Origin of the sequence: Salipaludibacillus sp. HK11, assembly GCF_047795645.1 — a bacterium.
Taxonomy (GTDB): Bacteria; Bacillota; Bacilli; order Bacillales; family Salisediminibacteriaceae; genus Salipaludibacillus.
In genome coordinates this window covers 2,626,853-2,644,532 of record NZ_CP181045.1, presented here as the reverse complement: position 1 = coordinate 2,644,532, position 17,680 = coordinate 2,626,853, and the positions used below count along the sequence as shown (strand labels likewise).

Genomic DNA, 17,680 nt, shown 5'->3' with positions numbered 1-17,680 from the left:
TTAAAGAGGAGGAATGAAGATATGACGACGGAAATTACGTTTCCAGTAAATCAGCAACAAGTAACAGACTTCTCTAAAGACCGACAAGAGCCACAATGGTTCACTGATCTACGTCTCTCGTCTTTAGAGAAAGCCTTTAATTTAGAATTGCCAAAAGCAGATAAAACAAAAATTAATAAATGGAACTTTACATCATTTGATTTTGATGCAAAAACAGATGAAGCAGGAAGTTACTCAGATCTTTCTGAAAGTGTGAAAACTCTCATTAGTGACGAAGAAAACATTCGAAACTTAATTGTGCAAAAAAATGGTGTAACTACATTTCAGTCAATGCAAACGACTTTGGTTGATAAAGGTATTATCTTTACTGATTTAAAAACAGCGTTAGTTGAGCATGAAGAATTGGTGAAAAAATACTTTATGCAAGATGCTATATCTGTAAATGAACACCGTTTGTCAGCATTGCATGCTGCATTGGTCAATGGTGGAACATTCCTATATGTTCCTAAAGACGTTGAAGTGGAAGTACCCCTTCAAGCTGTATATTCTCATGAAGGCAATTTTGGATTGTTTAATCACGTACTTATTGTCGCGGAAGACAACAGTTCAGTGACTTATGTGGAGAACAATCTTTCTGAAGGATCAAATGATGAATCTGTAGCAAATATTGTTGCTGAAGTTTATGTTGGAAACGGTGCGAAAGTAAGATTTGGTGCCGTTGATAACTTTGCAGATACAGTGACAACGTATGTGAATCGACGAGGGCAAGTGTACGGTCGAGATGCTACGATTAATTGGGCGCTTGGTCAAATGAACGATGGGAATACCGTTTCTGAAAACACAACGTACCTCGTTGGACAAGGCTCTTTCGGAGATACGAAAACTGTATCTGTCGGGCGTGGGAAACAAATACAAAACTTTACAACGAACCTTGTTCATATCGGGAAGCATACCGATGGAAATATTTTAAAGCATGGTGTGATGAAAGATTCTGCTACATCAATTTTTAATGGTATTTCAAAAATCGAGCATGGAGCAACAAAATCAAATAGTGAGCAAACAGAGCGTATTCTTATGCTTAGTGAAAAATCGCGTGGAGATGCTAACCCGGTTTTGCTTATTGATGAAGACGATGTGACAGCTGGGCACGCTGCTTCAGTTGGAAAAATTGATCCAGTGCAAATGTTTTATCTAATGAGTCGGGGGCTTGCTAGAAAAGAAGCAGAGCGTCTAATTATTCACGGATTCCTTGCTCCAGTTGTTAACGAACTGCCAATTGAGTCTGTAAAAGAACAATTGCATGACGTGATTGAAAGGAAAGTATACTAATGAATGTGGAAACTGTCCGAAAAATGTTCCCGATTTTAGATCAGGAAGTCAATGGGCATCCACTCGTTTACCTTGATAGTGCAGCAACTTCGCAAAAGCCAAATCAAGTCATTGAAGCAGTGGAAGACTATTATAAAAGATATAATTCCAATGTTCACCGGGGTGTTCATACACTAGGTTCGATGGCCACAGATGGTTATGAAGGTGCGAGGGAAAAGGTTCGTAAGTTCATTAATGCGAAGAGTATGCAAGAGATTGTGTTTACTCGTGGCACGACAACTTCAATTAACCTTGTCGCGTCGAGTTATGGCAAAGCGAATCTTGGTCCAGATGATGAAATTGTCATTACACCAATGGAGCATCATAGTAATATTATTCCATGGCAACAGGTTGCTAAGGAAACAGGAGCAACACTTAAATACATTCCACTGCAAAAAGATGGGACGATTGCTTTAAGTGATGTGGAAGAAACCGTCACGGATAATACGAAAATTGTCTCTGTGATGCAAGTTTCAAATGTGCTTGGAACAATTAACCCGATCAAGAAAATTACTGAAATTGCTCATAAGCATGATGCAGTGATGGTCGTAGATGGTGCACAAGCTGTTCCACATATGAAAGTAGATGTGCAAGATCTTGATGCAGATTTTTATGCTTTTTCTGGTCATAAAATGTGTGGTCCTACCGGAATTGGTGTTTTATACGGGAAGAAGAAACTATTGAAAAAGATGGAACCTGTTGAGTTTGGTGGCGAAATGATTGATTTTGTCGACCTTTACGACTCGACTTGGAAAGAACTTCCTTGGAAATTTGAGGGGGGCACACCGATCATTGCTGGGGCTATTGGTTTAGGCGCGGCGATTGATTTCTTGGAAGAGATTGGCTTAGAAAATATTGAAAAACATGAACAGAAACTTGTAGCTTATGCCATGTCTCAACTCAAGGACATTGATGGAGTTACCATGTTTGGCCCTAGTCCTGAGGAGAGAGCCGGCGTATTGACTTTTAATTGTGACGATGTTCATCCCCACGATGTGGCGACGGTGTTAGATGCAGAAGGTGTTGCTGTAAGGGCGGGGCACCATTGTGCACAACCTTTAATGAAATGGTTAGAAGTGAATGCGACTGCTAGGGCAAGTTTTTACCTCTATAATACAGAAGAAGATGTCGATGCTTTTGTTAAAGCATTAATAAAAACAAAGGAGTATTTTGGAGATGTCTAATTTAGACACATTGTACCGTCAAGTCATTATGGATCATTACAAAAACCCTCGTAATCGTGGTGAACTTGAGGGGGATACGTTGAAAATTAATATGAATAATCCTACATGTGGCGATCGCATCCAACTGCAAATGAATGTAGAAGATGGAAAAATTGCGGACGCAAAATTTGTTGGTGAAGGTTGTTCGATTAGTTTATCTTCCGCTTCCATGATGACCATGGCAGTGAAAGGCCTCTCTGTGGAAGAAGCATTAAAAATGTCAGGAATGTTTTCCGATATGATGCTCGGAAAAGATGTAGATACCGAGGAATTTGACCTTGAAGATATTGAAGCTCTAAAAGGAGTCGCTAAATTTCCGGCTAGGATAAAGTGTGCAACGCTTGCCTGGAAGGCGATGGAGCAAGGCCTAGGCAAAGAAGAGGACGAAGATTCTGAATAAATACTGACATATCCTTGGTTTTTACTACCGAAGTGTTGTAAACTAAAGGTGTATCCTTCTATATAAGTAGGATAGGGAATCATATCCCACAGGACGTTAATCGTTCTAAAAGCATTGTCACTTGTTGTTGTCAATCATTCGTAATCACTTACTATATGTTAATAGAAATAGCTATAGTGCTATTTAAGAATTAAAAGGAGGGTTTCACATGGCGAAAAAAATGCCAGAAATCAGTGAATATCAATATGGCTTTCATGATAAAGACGTATCGATTTTCCGTTCTGCAAAAGGACTAACTCGCGAAATTGTTGAGGAAATATCTCGTATGAAAGATGAGCCTCAATGGATGCTTGATTTTCGTTTGAAGTCGTTGGAGCAGTTTTATAAAATGCCAATGCCACAATGGGGAGGAAATTTGGCTGAGTTAAATTTCGATGAGATCACGTACTACGTGAAACCATCTGAAAACACAGAGCGTTCATGGGATGAAGTTCCAGAAGAAATTAAAAACACATTTGATAAATTAGGTATTCCAGAAGCAGAGCAAAAATATCTTGCTGGTGTTTCTGCGCAATATGAATCAGAAGTGGTTTACCATAATATGCAGGAAGACTTAGAAGATTTAGGTGTCATCTTCAAAGATACAGATACTGCATTAAAAGAAAATGAAGATATTTTCAGAAAAAACTTTGGAACAGTTATTCCTCCATCTGACAACAAATTTTCAGCGTTAAACTCAGCTGTTTGGTCTGGTGGATCATTCATCTACGTTCCTAAAGGAGTTAAAACGGAACAGCCATTACAAGCATACTTCCGAATCAACTCTGAAAATATGGGGCAATTTGAGCGCACGTTAATCATTGCAGATGAAGATAGTTCAGTACACTATGTAGAAGGTTGTACAGCTCCAGTGTATACAACGAATTCTTTACACAGTGCTGTTGTTGAAATCATTGTTAAGAAAAATGCATACTGTCGTTATACAACGATCCAAAACTGGGCGCCAAACGTGTTTAATCTTGTAACAAAGCGTGCTGTTGCTCAAGAAAATGCAGTGATGGAATGGGTAGATGGAAACATTGGTTCTAAACTTACGATGAAGTACCCTGCTGTTGTTATGACTGGAAGAGGAGCTCGAGGTAGCGTTCTTTCGATTGCTATTGCAGGAAAAGGACAACACCAAGATGCTGGAGCTAAAATGCACCACTTAGCACCTGACTGTTCGTCTTCAATCGTATCAAAATCTATTTCTAAGCAAGGTGGAAAAGTAACGTATCGCGGTATTTCCCACTTTGGACGTAAATCACAAGGTTCAAAAGCAAATATTGAATGTGATACGTTGATTATGGATAATGAATCCACGTCGGATACAATTCCATACAATGAAATATTAAACAATGATATTACATTAGAGCATGAAGCAACGGTTTCAAAAGTTTCGGAAGAGCAACTTTTCTACTTGATGAGTCGTGGTATTTCTGAACAAGAAGCAACAGAAATGATCGTCATGGGCTTTATCGAGCCATTTACAAAAGAACTTCCAATGGAGTACGCGGTAGAAATGAACCGTCTAATCTCGTTCGAAATGGAAGGTAGTATTGGTTAATAGGATTATTATTAAAGCGAATCCGGCAATGTCGGATTCGCTTTTCCTGTGTCACCTTAAATTCCCATACTTTGGTCATAATAACTATTTAATTAGTAACAAATGAGTTTGATTCTTAAGTTTCGTTGCTCCCTACTCGACAATTGTAATTATTTGATGAATAATAAAGAGAGTTATTTATGACTTCTGTGATAACTTGCAAAAGGATCACTTTAGTGGGAAATGTGTAGAGAGAATTAAGTGTTTTTTTACATGTGTTGAAATGTACGGATGAATTCCGTAAAATTAAAAAGTAGTAGTAAGTTAATTGAATGAATTGGAAAGCAGGCTTTAAAATGGAATGGATCGTATTAGCTATACTTGGTCTAATAGCAGCAATATTAGGGAGTATTATGGGTCTCGGCGGAGGCATTATTATTGTGCCTGCTTTAATGATTTTAAGTGAATATTCACCAATTTTAGGTGGAATTACACCACAAATAGCCGTAGGAACATCGCTATTGGTAATGATTTTTACTGGTTTATCATCAACATTAGCTTACATAAAGCAAAAAAAAGTCGATATACAAAGTGGATGGATTTTTTTCATTGGAAGTGGGCCGGGTGCCTTGTTCGGAGTATGGTTAAATAAAGATATGAATGTGGACGTATTTTTGGTTGCATTTGGTGTATTCATTGTAATTATTTCATTTATTTTAATGATTCGAAACCGTATTCCACCACTTAAACGAAGACCAAAAGGAATTGAACGGTCTCATACAAATGAGTTAGGAGAAACGATTCAATATGGTTATCAACCAATTGTAGCGGTGACAATTGCTTTTTTTGTAGGAATGTTTTCAGGGTTATTTGGCATTGGTGGAGGGTCTTTAATGGTCCCTGCAATGGTACTACTCTTCGCATTTCCGCCTCACTTAGCAGTAGCAACATCGATGTTTCTTGTTTTTCTCTCTGCAACGGTCAGCTCTATTTCGCACGTCAGTATAGGAAATGTTGATTGGTATTATGCTTTAGCGCTTATTCCAGGTGCTTGGTTAGGTGGTCAACTAGGTGCTGCAATAAATCGTCGTTTAACAAGCAATGCTGTTGTGTTTATGCTAAGAGTATTCTTGATTATTATTGGAATTAGACTAATTTATCAGGGAGTATCCACGTTATAAATCCGAACAAAGTTAATCAATTAAACGGAAGGATGTTTACCATTGGCTAAAGAAACACTGCGGATACTTCATACAAATGATTTACATAGTTCTCTCGAGCAATGGCCAGCAGTGACAGCCCTCCTGAAAAAGCAGCGTTTAGAAGCTGACTCTCTTAACCAGGAAGTATTGTTATTTGATATTGGCGACCACTGCGATAGAGTGCATCCAATGACTGAAGCGTTGTTAGGAAAAGGGAATGTTAAACTTTTAAATGAAATGAACTATGATGCTGTTACAATAGGGAACAATGAAGGAATCACATTCTCTAAAGACCAACTCAATGAATTATATAAAGAAGCGAGATTCTCTGTTTTGTTAAGTAATTTAAAACATAGAGATGGTAGTGATCCGTCATGGGCGACTTCTTCTAAGGTCTATACAATGTCATCAGGCTTAAAGGTTGGTGTTACAGGGGTTACGATTCCATATCATTTCTTTTATGAGCCGCTCGGATGGAATGTAACAGATCCTTTTATTGAGTTGGAAAAAACGATGAGTGAACTCCGGTCACAAGTAGACTTTATTATTTGTTTATCCCATTTAGGCATGAGCGAAGATGAAAAAATGGCCAAGATGATTCCGAGCATTGACTTGATCCTAGGTGCTCATACTCACCATGTTCTAGAAAATGGGGAAAAGATCAATAATACTTGGATTAATCAGTCTGGAAGATCAGGTGCTTTCATTGGTGATGTTAGCATAAGTTATCAACAAAAAGACGACAACTTTATTGTACAAGTAGATAAGATTTCATCCCGCAAAGTTGATTCAACTGTTCGAGATGAAGAGACAGAAAATAAGTTAAACGCGTTAATATTTGAAGGAAATAATAAACTAACTAATCAAGTTACTGTTTTAGACTCTGACCTAGTTGTCGATTGGTACAATCCAAGCCCATTTGCATCTCTCGTCTCAGAAGGGTTGCGTGAGTGGTGCGATGCGGATATTTCTATGGTGAATGCCGGAGTGCTGTTAAGAAGCTTAGAAAGAGGTCCAGTGACACTCAAAGACTTGCATGAGATTTGTCCACACCCGATTAATCCATGTACTGTGATGATTTCTGGTGAACGTCTATTAGAGACGATTCGTCAGTCAGAGCAAAAAAGGATGATCGATTTTGCTTTGAAGGGATTTGGGTTTCGAGGGAAAGTGTTAGGGAAAATGGTTTATGATCAAGTAGAAGTGATTGGAACGTCGCAATATATTAATGAAAAAAATGTATTGGTCAATGGAATTCCATTAAGAAGAGACAAGGAATATAAGTTAGCTACTCTCGATATGTTCACTCTGGGGCGTTTATACCCAACGATTAGTTCGATTCCCGATATTACGTATTATATGCCCGAGTTTTTAAGAGATATCATAGCTTGGAAATTAACCAAATTCCAAAGAAACGATGTAAATCTATGATAGATGGTTGTATAGAAAGGGAAGGGATTTGATTGAAGTTAAAGTCGATAGATTCAGTAGATAACCAGGACCGTTTAGCAAAAGCCATTTACAACGATTTAGGTCAACCACTATTAAACAGCGGTGTTGAGTTGTCAGATAACATGCGGGAAAGGTTAAAAAATAAAGGTATCTCTTACGTATATGTGGAGGATCCTTTAACGGATGATATTTATGTGGAGGACACGATAAATGCAAAGACTCGGGCAAAATCACTGAAAACGATACAAGAAAATTTCAATACGATTTCCGATCAAATGGCCCTAGGGAAATCTATTGATATAGATAAATTATCACCTGCTTTCTCACATGTAGTCAAAGATATTTTAACAGAAATTGAATCGAATAAAGAAGCGGTATCGATGCTTTCTGAAGTAATATCTTTTGACAGCTATGTGTTTCATCATTCCTTAAATGTGACTGTGTATTCTTTAGCGTTAGGCCAGAAAATGGGCTTAAACAATTCTGAACTTCATGATCTCGGATTAGGCGCAATGCTACATGATTTAGGCAAGATGGGCGTGCCATTAGAAGTACTCAATAAATCGGAAAAATTAACGGATGAAGAATTTGACCTCATTAAAAACCATGCTTCCGTTGGATTTGAGATGCTGCGAAAGTCTCATACACTGTCGCTTTTAACGGCTCATTGTGCTTTTCAACACCACGAGCGACTAGATGGTTCCGGATATCCTAGACAGTTAGCTGGTGCTGATATTCATTATTACGCGAAAATCATTGGTGTTGCTGATGTATTTGATGCAGTTACCTCGAATCGGATTTATCGTAAAGCGATGCTTCCGCATGAAGGGCTAGAGTTATTATACAGTGGTTCCGGTACTCTTTTTGAAAAAGAACTGGTTGATGCTTTTGCAAAAACAGTCGCTATTTATCCAATTGGTTTGCAAGTAAAGCTTAGTAACGGCAAAGAAGGAATTGTCGCAAAAGTTAATTCGGATTTACCATCAAGACCGATTATCCGTATAATAAATGATGAAGATAAACAAAGTATCCAAGAAGATTTGGATCTATCGGATGAATTGAATGTTACAATTGTTGGATGTGAAACGGTGATAGATCAGTACAAGAATTACTGATAAGTAGTCAGTAAACATTAAATGAGGTGTAGTAATGAAGGCGTATTTAGAATTATGTAACCATATTTTACAAAATGGAACAAAAAAGGAAGATCGCACGGGAACGGGGACGATCAGTACATTTGGTTACCAAATGAGATTTGATTTATCGAAAGGATTTCCTGTATTGACGACGAAGAAATTAGCACTTCGCGCGATCATCCATGAACTGTTGTGGTTTATTAAAGGTGAGACAAATATTGCTTATTTAAAAGAACATAACGTTAGAATCTGGAATGAATGGGCAGATGAAAATGGTGATTTAGGACCAATATATGGAGAACAATGGCGTTCATGGCCAACTCCAAATGGAGAAACGATTGATCAACTCGGATCGATCATTGAGCAAATAAAGACAAATCCGGATTCACGAAGATTGATTGTCAATGCTTGGAATGTAGCTGATTTGGACAAGATGGCACTCTCACCTTGTCACTGTTTGTTTCAGTTTTACGTAGCAGATGGAAAACTATCGTGTCAGCTTTATCAGCGTAGTGCAGATACATTTTTAGGTGTTCCGTTCAATATAGCATCTTACTCGTTGTTAACGATGATGATCGCGCAAGAGTGTGGATTAGAAGTAGGCGATTTTGTGCATACATTAGGAGATGCGCATATATACCTCAATCACGTAGACCAAGTGAATCTTCAGTTAACGAGAGAACCCCGATCGCTACCAAAAATGAAATTAAATCCTAATCGGAAAAAAATTGAAGACTTCACGATTGATGATTTTGAATTAATTGACTACAATCCTCATCCTCATATTAAAGGTGAGGTGTCGGTATGATTTCGATGATTGCTGCCTTTGCAGAGGGTAGAGTGATTGGGAAAAACGGTGATATGCCATGGCACTTACCGGCAGAATTACAATATTTCAAGAAAATCACGACGGGTCATCCAATCCTCATGGGGCGGAAAACGTTCGAGTCGATTGGGCGCCCGTTACCGAAACGACGAAATATTGTTTTGACAAGAGATCGAGATTTTTCAGTGGAAGGTGTAGAAATTATTCACGAGTTGTCTGATGTTGATCAATTGATGAAAGAGCGAGATGAATTTTTTGTCATCGGTGGGACGACACTTTATGAACAACTTCTTCCTAAAGCAGAAAGATTGTACATAACAAAAATTCATCAATTCTTTGAAGGAGATACTTTCTTTCCTGAAATTAGTGAAAAAGATTGGGAAATCGTATCTGAAGAACAAGGAATTGTTGATGAGAAAAATCAGTATTCGCATACGTTTCTTATCTATGAAAGAATATAAAAATAGAAAAAATTCTTCAGGAGACAATCTTGGAGAATTTTTTAGTACAATCTTTGTTTCTCCTTGCATATGAATGTGGGGAGGGGGAATCAAAATGAAAGTATTTCGCACCACGCGGCCTAGCCGTAAGAAAAAAGGACCTCTTCCTTTTCGTTATGTATTAATGATTTCGTTTATCATTTTCATTATCTTAACAGTCCAGGGGCTGATCATCGTAGAAAAAGGTATCAGACCGACATTGATGGCGATCGCAACTACTGAGACGCAAAGAATTGGTACATTAGCTATCAATGATGCGATATCTCGTCATATCCTTGAGGATACGGAATTGGAGAATCTTGTCGAATTTGATCGAGATGAAGACGGGAAGGTCATGTCTGTTCAATACAATCAAGTTATATATAATCGGGTGTTACAAGAGACTACGAAACGTGTGCAGAATTATTTAAATGATATTGAACATGGACGAGTGAAGGATCTTCGTATTCCGAATGAAGTCGATGTCCATAGCGAAGGAGCGACATTTTCTGAAGATGGAATTATTCATATGATTCCTTTAGGTCAAGCGACTAACAACGCACTACTCGCACACTTAGGACCTCGAGTTCCTGTTCGTTTATCAGCGATTGGAGATGTGCAGCCGCAACTGAAGGAGAACATTGTATCTGTTGGAATTAATAATACGTACATGAGTATCTCGATAGAAATTGAAGTCGATGTTAAGGTTGTTATTCCATTTGCGACAAATACGGAAGTGGTAAAAACATCGATTCCTGTAGCAATGGTATGGATACCTGGAGAAGTTCCAGATTTTTATAGTGGACCGGGTGGTGAAGGTGGAATGACGCCAGCTGTCATCCAAAGACCAGAAGAAGAAGTTAGTGAAGATTTCGATATGGAAACTGACAGAAATATAAGCAATTAGATCCAAAAATAAAACAGTTGAAAAGAAAAGAATCTTTTGATATGATAAGTTTCGGATTTGTAATTAAATAAAGAGTAAATACCTCATTTACGGTGAGGTAGAGGCGCAAAATGCAGAAGTAGGAAACGAGAGTTTGGACGACGATGACCGTTTCTGAAAGGGAGTTTTGCCGAAGTTATTATGTTCTGTCCGGGATATAATAGCTGGGGTTACATTAAATAAATGTAACACTGTCACTAAAGGGAAACCTTAGTGGAGTACTACTTCAGTTGATGGGGAATCGACATCTTGACTTCATTATGAAGCGGCAAGGGAAATTTCCTTTGTCGTTTTTTGATGGTTAGGAAACGAAAGATTTTTGAGTGGTGGATAAGTTTTGGGTATCATAGTCATAAAAGAGACTATGGACACGTTGCGAAATTTGTCGGAAATTGTTATGTGTCAGAAGGATTGAATTATATATCGAATTGGCTGTCTATTTGTAGCAATGTAACGATTATCTGTAGGAATTAATTTATTTTTAGGAGGATCCAAATGGAGGAACATGGTATTTTAACATTATTACCACCGGTTTTAGCGCTTGTAATGGTGATTATCACCAAACGAGTATTGTTATCTCTTGGGATAGGAATTGTTGTTGGAGCATTGATGATAAACCAATCAGAAGAGTTATTTCTTAATGAAACAATATCGCAAATTTTCACTATTGTTGCAGGTATTTTTATTTCTGAGGGTGGAGTAAATACTTGGGAATTTTACATTATTTTGTTTTTATTAATCCTTGGTATGATTGCAGCACTTATTACGGTGACAGGAGGTAGTAGAGCTTTTGGCGAATGGGCATTGACAAAAGTCAAATCGCGAATAGCTGCTCAGTTTGTTGCAGGGTTCCTAGGGATCATTATCTTCATTGATGATTACTTTAACAGTCTGACCGTTGGGAATGTTAGTCGTCCCTTCACAGATAGGCATAAAATCTCAAGAGCAAAGCTAGCATATGTTGTCGATTCAACAGCTGCACCAATTTGTGTTATTTCTCCAGTTTCAAGCTGGGGGGCATACATTATTACGATTATTGGTGGAATCTTAGTTACCCATGGGGTTACTCAATATGAAGCCCTTCAAGCCTTTTTGTTCATTGCGCCGATGAATTTTTATGCGATCTTTGCAATCTTGCTCGTTTTTGCAGTAGCATATTTTAAGTTGGATATAGGTCTGATGAGAACGCATGAGGAACGAGCTCAGAATACGGGTGAACTTGTAGATAAGGAAAAGGGGCCAGTTCCAGGTGATAGCGAAGATGCAATCCCTATGGCGGATGGTAAAGTGGCCGATTTAATTTGGCCGATCGTTACACTTATCATTGCAACAGTCCTGTTTATGGTGGTTACAGGTATTCAGGGAACAGAGGAAGGCCAACGATCATTACTAGCTACGTTTGAAAATACTGATGTTGCTGCAGCATTGTTGTATGGGGGATTAATCAGTTTAGTAATGACGATTGCCATTTCATTATTACGAAAACTTCCAATGAAACATCTAGGACTTGGATTATGGGCAGGTGTAAAATCGATGCTTCCTGCCATCTATATTTTATTATTCGCTTGGACAATCATTGAAATCATTGGTGATCTAGGAACGGGTGAATACTTGGCCTCATTGGTTGATGAGCATATACAATTAGGGTTCCTTCCTGCTTTACTGTTCCTTATTGCTGGTTTTATGGCATTTAGCACAGGTACGTCATGGGGGACGTTTGCAATCATGCTTCCGATTGCAGGGGAAATTGCAGCGATAACGGATATTACGCTTATTCTACCAGTATTGGCTGCTGTACTTGCCGGTGCGATATTTGGAGATCATTGCTCACCTATATCTGATACGACGATCTTATCCTCAGCAGGTGCAGGTAGTCATCATATAGATCATGTGCTGACACAACTACCCTATGCACTAATTGTTGGGGTGATAGCAACAATTTCGTTTTTAGCATTAGGTTTCTCTGGAAGTGTTTGGATTGGATTATTAGCTGGGGCTGTGACGTTTGCAATAACAATTCTTATCCTAAAAACAGTCATTGTGAGATTATATCAAGCAGCTTAGCAAATAAGAATAATTGGGACACTTATATAATATATACCGAAACTCTTTGACAATTGTCAGACAATTATAATAAGATGGCAAAGAGCGAATAAATATTAAAATATGAAAGAGAGGAGTTATGACTATGAATAATGGACGGGAACAATGGGCCACGAGAATGGGCTTTATTTTAGCCGCAGTTGGTTCAGCGGTAGGTTTAGGAAATATCTGGCGTTTTTCGTATGTAACAGGCGATAGCGGTGGAGCGGCCTTTTTATTAATTTATGTATTATGTATTTTTCTTGTTGGACTTCCGGTATTGCTAGCTGAATTCTCAATTGGTCGACGAGGGCAGTCGGATGTGGTAGGCTCGTTTAACAACATAGCCCCAGGAAAACCTTGGGTAATCGGTGGCGTACTAGGTGTTGTGACATCATTCTTGATTTTATCTTTCTATGGAGTTATTGCAGGTTGGGTCGGTTACTTCCTGTTTAGTTACTTAACCGGTGCCGCTGGAGCGGTGGGGCAAGGTGGATATGAAGATTTCTTCGTAGACTTTATCGGAGGAGCAGGAGGACCTGTTTTCTGGCAATTCCTTTTCATGGCAATCGTTATTGGCATCGTATTTTTCGGTGTTAAAAAAGGAATTGAGCTTTCTAACCGTATTTTTATGCCTTTATTAGCATTAATTTTAATTATATTGGCTGGTTATAGTTTAACACTTGACGGTGCTGGAGAAGGATTAAGATTCTTATTTACTCCAGATTGGAGTGCTTTTGGAGATCCAAATGTTTATTCGGCCGCGATTGGTCAAGCATTTTTCACTCTTTCATTAGGTATGGGTGCGATGATTACGTACGCAAGTTATTTACCGAAAGATACGAAACTTCCAACTGCTGCCGGTGGAGTTGTAGTACTTGATACGTTATTTGCGATTATTGCAGGTATTATGATTTTCCCAGCTGTGTTTACGTTTGGGCTAGACCCTGCGAGTGGGCCAGGTTTAATCTTTATCACGTTGCCTGAAGTATTTGCTCAAATGGGAGCTGGAGGAACATTTTTTGCAATACTATTCTTCTTCCTTGTAGCAATTGCCGCTTTATCTTCTGCGATCTCACTCTTGGAAGTAAGTGTTTCTTATGTGATGCGCAAGATGAATTGGAATCGTAAACTAACAACAATCGTAGCAGGTGTTGTCGTTACGTTGGTTGGTATTCCATCCGCATTAAGCCAAGGTGGACCTTTATCGATGACTTTTCTTGGGGAGCCATTCCTTGATTTCATTGATATGATCACGGATCAATACACGCTTCCCCTAGGTGGATTTATTGTTGCCTTATTCGTTGGATGGGGATGGAATAAAGTTGATGCACTAAAAGAAACTGGTTTAACTAATAGTGTTATCGGAGTCATCTGGTTATGGTTTATTCGAATTATTGCACCAATAGGAATTTTATGGATTTTGATTTTAAATATTTTATCAATTTTCGAGTAATTATAGCAAAACGTAACGCGGTTAAAATAAGCTCAGCGACTATTTTTTTGTCGCTGAGTTTTTCTTTGAACTAAGAATTATTTTGTTTTCTTTCTGCTCGCTCCCATACCTTTAAAGAAGGGTGTGGATCAAACGACCATTCGAAGAATCCATTATCTCGATACATACCGTAATGAAGGTGTGGTGGGAATTTTCCTTGTGTTCCTTCTTTTCCATAACCAGAGCTACCTACATATCCAATGACATCTCCTGGCTGAACGACGGTACCGCGGTCAACTCCTTTTTCAAAGCTATTTAAATGTGCGTAGTAATGATAAACATTATCTGTGTCTCTAATACCGATTCGCCATCCACCAAATTTATTCCAACCTTTTAATTCAACTATTCCAAATGTTGTTGCCTTTACCTGTAATCCATGACCAGCAAAAATGTCGGTTCCTTCATGAATTCGTTTACCGCCCCAACCTCTTGAATTCCCCCACGTACTGCGATAGCTATAATTGGCTGTGAGTGGCAGAGGAAAAGCCCGTTTCCTTAAGTCGAGTGAATCGATCGTGCGATATGTTTTTGCATGTCCAGACACCAATTCTACTGCTTTATCACGCTGATAATAATCCCATAGGGCAATTTGTACGTCTTTTTCAGTAAATCCGTAAGTGGCCAAAAAAGAAGCAAAAGAATAGAGTATATCCTCATCATTATTAAGCTCAGCAACACCGTCACCATTTCCATCTTTTCCGATCCCTTCAAAAAAAGCAATAGATCGAGGATTTTGGTCCTCGGGGTCAGGATTTGTCATTCCCACCCATTTTTCTTGGGGGATAAAAATGGCGATAAGTCCTTCTTCTTTTGGTAAATCGTTTCTTGCTTTGCGAAGTCCTCGTTCATAACTATCAACAGCTGCGAAGTAGTACCATGGGACAGACGACTCGGCTTCTGTTTTCACGTATAAGGCCATACGCTCCTGATCGAGTTCTTCAGATGTCATCTCATCAATATTAGAAGCGATAGCTGGATTTTGAAAAAATAACATAACAGAAATTATCACGATGAAATAAGTCAATTGTTTAAATGTCAAGATGTGCATCTCCTTTAACAAACATTTCTTTTATACTTTGACAAATAACTTGTTTTCATACGCTTAGATTTAGGAACTAAGTTCTTTGTTATCTTTACAATATCGTGTTAAAGTTAATATTGTGAAAAAAATCGTAGGAAGTCTCATGTTAGTAAAAAGAACAAAGGAGTGTGAGGACGATGGCTAAAAAAGAAGAGCATGTCCGTAAACCTGAATGGTTAAAAATCAAACTTAATACGAATGACTCATATAAAGGCTTGAAGAAGCTAATGAGAGAGAAAAATTTACATACAGTGTGTGAAGAAGCGAAATGTCCCAATATTCATGAGTGTTGGGCTGAAAGAAAAACTGCGACGTTCATGATTCTAGGTGATATTTGTACTCGTGCGTGTCGTTTTTGTGCCGTGAAGACAGGGCTGCCAACAGAATTGGACGAGCAAGAGCCTGAAAGAGTAGCGGAGTCAGTAAAGCTAATGGGTTTAAAACACGTGGTAATTACAGCAGTTGCTAGAGATGATCTAAAAGACGGTGGATCAAAAGTATTTGCGGAAACCGTGCGAGCGATTCGTCGACAAAGTCCGTTCACTTCCGTTGAAGTTCTTCCATCAGACATGGGTGGTAAAGAAGAGAACTTGAAAAATCTGATTGATGCTAATCCAAATATTTTTAACTATAACGTTGAAACGGTTCGTAGACTTACTCCAACAGTTCGAGCACGAGCAACGTACGAAAGGACATTAGAAGTACTGAGTAGAGCAAAAGCAATGAAACCTAAAATTCCGACTAAAACAAGTCTCATGCTCGGATTAGGTGAAACGAAAGAAGAAATCATTGAGACGATGGACGATTTACGTTCGGTAGACGTTGATATTTTGACATTAGGTCAATATCTTCAGCCGACAAAATCTCATTTGAAAATTCAAAAATATTGGACTCCAGAAGAATTTGCTGAGTTGAAAGAAATAGCAATGACAAAGGGATTCAAACATTGCGAATCCGGTCCTTTAGTAAGATCTTCCTATCATGCGGATGAACAAGTAGATGCAGCACAAAAAAATGCAGCAATTATGAATTAAACTATAAAAATCGTCACTACTTTAAAAGTTAGTGACGATTTTTCTTTATTATCATTTCTTGAGAAAATATACGTACCCTTAATTGTTCTGCATATTTGGTGACTGATTGTGTGTGTCGTTATCTGCTGAAGTCCCTTGAGGGTATTCTTTCATTATATCAATCGTTTGTTGCAATGCTTTTGCATGAGTTGTTTCTTTTGAAGACCTTCCTTTGAAGCGTTCAATCTCGTCCATGAGGGTTATGTCATCAGCTACATAAACATCGTAGTACATTGGAACAACAGACATCGCGGTTTGCTTTACTTGATCAGCTACAGCTTCACGGTCAGGTGAAGCACTGTCATATGCAATGAGTACGTGTTGATCAGTAACTAGAACCCCAACATCATTTACTTCACGCAAAACGGCAGCCATTTCACTAATGCTTTCAGCAAGAAGGCTACGGTCGTAGACAGAGTATCCCGGAATATCACCATCTTGTTTTGCAGAATTTTTCGTGTTACGTTGAAAGCCAAATTGCGTGTAGTGTCTCGAGTTTGCCACTTCTTCTTTGTTAATTGCCGGAGTGTTATCATCCCGTTTTAATCCGCGCATAAAGTCGAAAGCTTGTCCTCCACCTGTATCGTCGGTATTCCCGCAGGCTGGGAGAGAGAGTGAAAGAAGAAGAATCGGGACAAGAGCTAACTTTTTTGTTTTATTTTTCATACAATTACACCTCCTTACTTCTAGGATGTGCAATTGTAGATTAACTTGAAGTGGTAAATGATGGACAGGTAAATAGAAGTTAGCATTGAAATTTTAATCAAATTAAGGCAACATAGAAAGTAGCAAAGGTAGGTGTGTTAAATGGTGACTATTCAAGGTCATTCGTATGAATTAGTAAAAGAAGTTCGGGATGGTTGGTCCGAAGAAGCTTTTAAAGAGAGATACAGTGATGTACTGAATAAATACGATTATATTGTTGGCGATTGGGGTTATGAACAGCTCCGGTTAAAAGGTTTTTTTGAAGAAACAAACCGCAAGTCAGCTGCAGATGCAAAAATTAACTTTTTAACAGAGTATTTATATGAGTATTGTAATTTTGGTTGCGCGTATTTTGTTATTAAGAAAGTAAAAGAAGGCGCTGCAGAAGTTGAAGAGAAATAAATAGAAGACCACCTCCGTTCACTTTTGTGAGTTGGAGGTGTTTTTTGTTATAAGTGCCGATTTTAGCTGAAATAATGAAGTGATTTAGTAAGGATGGCTAACAAGCGATTGAGCTAGAGCATGATATGGGATCGAAATCAGCTCGCTATAGGTCACGAGCGGCATCGTCTTGTGCCCCAAGTTTCCAGAATCAGCTCTCTTTGGGTCACAAGCCAGCGTCAAAAA

At 38.5% G+C, this 17,680-nt stretch carries 16 protein-coding genes and 1 riboswitch; of the genes, 14 read left to right on the top strand and 2 right to left on the bottom strand.

Translation table 11 applies throughout. The features are described from left to right. Positions 1-21 precede the first annotated feature (21 nt). The 12 genes from sufD (at position 22) to ACM26V_RS12810 (ending at position 14,155) form a co-directional block, all read left to right on the top strand. Positions 22-1,329 (top strand): Fe-S cluster assembly protein SufD, encoded by a 1,308-nt coding sequence (sufD, locus tag ACM26V_RS12865; protein ID WP_416147109.1) that lies wholly within the window; start codon positions 22-24, stop codon positions 1,327-1,329. Then, positions 1,329-2,552, top strand: coding sequence for a cysteine desulfurase (locus ACM26V_RS12860; RefSeq protein ID WP_416147108.1), 1,224 nt, complete (start codon positions 1,329-1,331; stop codon positions 2,550-2,552). The genes sufD and ACM26V_RS12860 overlap by 1 nt, the downstream gene beginning before the upstream one ends. After that, positions 2,539-2,991 (top strand): Fe-S cluster assembly sulfur transfer protein SufU, encoded by a 453-nt coding sequence (gene sufU / locus ACM26V_RS12855; protein WP_416147107.1) that lies wholly within the window; start codon positions 2,539-2,541, stop codon positions 2,989-2,991. The genes ACM26V_RS12860 and sufU overlap by 14 nt, the downstream gene beginning before the upstream one ends. 208 nt (positions 2,992-3,199) lie before the next feature. Next, entirely contained in the window at positions 3,200-4,597 is a 1,398-nt protein-coding gene (gene sufB, locus ACM26V_RS12850) for a Fe-S cluster assembly protein SufB (protein ID WP_416147106.1), read from the top strand. Between the two features lie 335 nt (positions 4,598-4,932). Then, positions 4,933-5,757: a sulfite exporter TauE/SafE family protein gene (locus ACM26V_RS12845; RefSeq protein ID WP_416147105.1), complete on the top strand. Its 825-nt coding sequence runs from the start codon at positions 4,933-4,935 to the stop codon at positions 5,755-5,757. Positions 5,758-5,799: 42 nt separating this feature from the next. Beyond that, positions 5,800-7,209 carry a bifunctional metallophosphatase/5'-nucleotidase gene (locus ACM26V_RS12840; protein ID WP_416147104.1) on the top strand — a complete coding sequence of 470 codons (1,410 nt, stop codon included), beginning with the start codon at positions 5,800-5,802 and terminating at the stop codon, positions 7,207-7,209. 32 nt (positions 7,210-7,241) lie between these two features. After that, positions 7,242-8,345: an HD-GYP domain-containing protein gene (locus ACM26V_RS12835; protein ID WP_416147103.1), complete on the top strand. Its 1,104-nt coding sequence runs from the start codon at positions 7,242-7,244 to the stop codon at positions 8,343-8,345. A 34-nt stretch (positions 8,346-8,379) separates the two neighbouring features. Then, the gene (locus tag ACM26V_RS12830) at positions 8,380-9,174 is read left to right on the top strand and encodes a thymidylate synthase (RefSeq protein ID WP_416147102.1); all 795 of its coding nucleotides are present in this window, start codon (positions 8,380-8,382) and stop codon (positions 9,172-9,174) included. Next, complete coding sequence (locus tag ACM26V_RS12825) at positions 9,171-9,653, top strand: dihydrofolate reductase (RefSeq protein WP_416147101.1); 483 nt, start codon at positions 9,171-9,173, stop codon at positions 9,651-9,653. The genes ACM26V_RS12830 and ACM26V_RS12825 overlap by 4 nt, the downstream gene beginning before the upstream one ends. A 94-nt stretch (positions 9,654-9,747) precedes the next feature. Beyond that, on the top strand, positions 9,748-10,578 hold the full coding sequence (yunB, locus tag ACM26V_RS12820; protein WP_416147100.1) for a sporulation protein YunB: 831 nt from the start codon (positions 9,748-9,750) through the stop codon (positions 10,576-10,578). Between the two features lie 90 nt (positions 10,579-10,668). Further along, positions 10,669-10,849, top strand: a riboswitch (Lysine riboswitch). A 263-nt stretch (positions 10,850-11,112) separates the two neighbouring features. Further along, positions 11,113-12,681: a Na+/H+ antiporter NhaC family protein gene (locus ACM26V_RS12815; RefSeq protein ID WP_416147099.1), complete on the top strand. Its 1,569-nt coding sequence runs from the start codon at positions 11,113-11,115 to the stop codon at positions 12,679-12,681. A gap of 124 nt (positions 12,682-12,805) precedes the next feature. Next, the gene (locus ACM26V_RS12810) at positions 12,806-14,155 is read left to right on the top strand and encodes a sodium-dependent transporter (protein ID WP_416147098.1); all 1,350 of its coding nucleotides are present in this window, start codon (positions 12,806-12,808) and stop codon (positions 14,153-14,155) included. A gap of 70 nt (positions 14,156-14,225) precedes the next feature. On the opposite strand, the gene ACM26V_RS12805 is transcribed toward ACM26V_RS12810, so the two are convergent. Continuing rightward, complete coding sequence (locus tag ACM26V_RS12805) at positions 14,226-15,242, bottom strand: M23 family metallopeptidase (protein WP_416151876.1); 1,017 nt, start codon at positions 15,240-15,242, stop codon at positions 14,226-14,228. A gap of 170 nt (positions 15,243-15,412) precedes the next feature. Between ACM26V_RS12805 and lipA the strand changes: the two genes are divergently transcribed. Then, positions 15,413-16,309 (top strand): lipoyl synthase, encoded by an 897-nt coding sequence (gene lipA, locus ACM26V_RS12800; RefSeq protein WP_416147097.1) that lies wholly within the window; start codon positions 15,413-15,415, stop codon positions 16,307-16,309. 78 nt (positions 16,310-16,387) lie between these two features. Here the strand turns inward: lipA and ACM26V_RS12795 are convergent, their stop codons facing one another. Continuing rightward, positions 16,388-17,014 carry a YhcN/YlaJ family sporulation lipoprotein gene (locus ACM26V_RS12795; RefSeq protein WP_416147096.1) on the bottom strand — a complete coding sequence of 209 codons (627 nt, stop codon included), beginning with the start codon at positions 17,012-17,014 and terminating at the stop codon, positions 16,388-16,390. Between the two features lie 141 nt (positions 17,015-17,155). On the opposite strand from ACM26V_RS12795, the gene ACM26V_RS12790 reads away from it, so the two are divergent. After that, positions 17,156-17,455, top strand: a complete 300-nt coding sequence (locus ACM26V_RS12790) for a YutD family protein (protein WP_416147095.1) — start codon at positions 17,156-17,158, stop codon at positions 17,453-17,455. Positions 17,456-17,680: the final 225 nt, after the last annotated feature.

Coding starts and splice junctions, on each gene's coding strand:
- sufD (WP_416147109.1), top strand. CDS start 22: ATGACGACGGAAATTACGTTTCCAGTAAATCAGCAACAAGTAACAGAC.
- ACM26V_RS12810 (WP_416147098.1), top strand. CDS start 12,806: ATGAATAATGGACGGGAACAATGGGCCACGAGAATGGGCTTTATTTTA.
- lipA (WP_416147097.1), top strand. CDS start 15,413: ATGGCTAAAAAAGAAGAGCATGTCCGTAAACCTGAATGGTTAAAAATC.
- ACM26V_RS12805 (WP_416151876.1), bottom strand. CDS start 15,242: ATGCACATCTTGACATTTAAACAATTGACTTATTTCATCGTGATAATT.
- ACM26V_RS12790 (WP_416147095.1), top strand. CDS start 17,156: ATGGTGACTATTCAAGGTCATTCGTATGAATTAGTAAAAGAAGTTCGG.
- ACM26V_RS12825 (WP_416147101.1), top strand. CDS start 9,171: ATGATTTCGATGATTGCTGCCTTTGCAGAGGGTAGAGTGATTGGGAAA.
- ACM26V_RS12860 (WP_416147108.1), top strand. CDS start 1,329: ATGAATGTGGAAACTGTCCGAAAAATGTTCCCGATTTTAGATCAGGAA.
- ACM26V_RS12845 (WP_416147105.1), top strand. CDS start 4,933: ATGGAATGGATCGTATTAGCTATACTTGGTCTAATAGCAGCAATATTA.
- yunB (WP_416147100.1), top strand. CDS start 9,748: ATGAAAGTATTTCGCACCACGCGGCCTAGCCGTAAGAAAAAAGGACCT.
- ACM26V_RS12830 (WP_416147102.1), top strand. CDS start 8,380: ATGAAGGCGTATTTAGAATTATGTAACCATATTTTACAAAATGGAACA.
- sufB (WP_416147106.1), top strand. CDS start 3,200: ATGGCGAAAAAAATGCCAGAAATCAGTGAATATCAATATGGCTTTCAT.
- ACM26V_RS12815 (WP_416147099.1), top strand. CDS start 11,113: ATGGAGGAACATGGTATTTTAACATTATTACCACCGGTTTTAGCGCTT.
- ACM26V_RS12795 (WP_416147096.1), bottom strand. CDS start 17,014: ATGAAAAATAAAACAAAAAAGTTAGCTCTTGTCCCGATTCTTCTTCTT.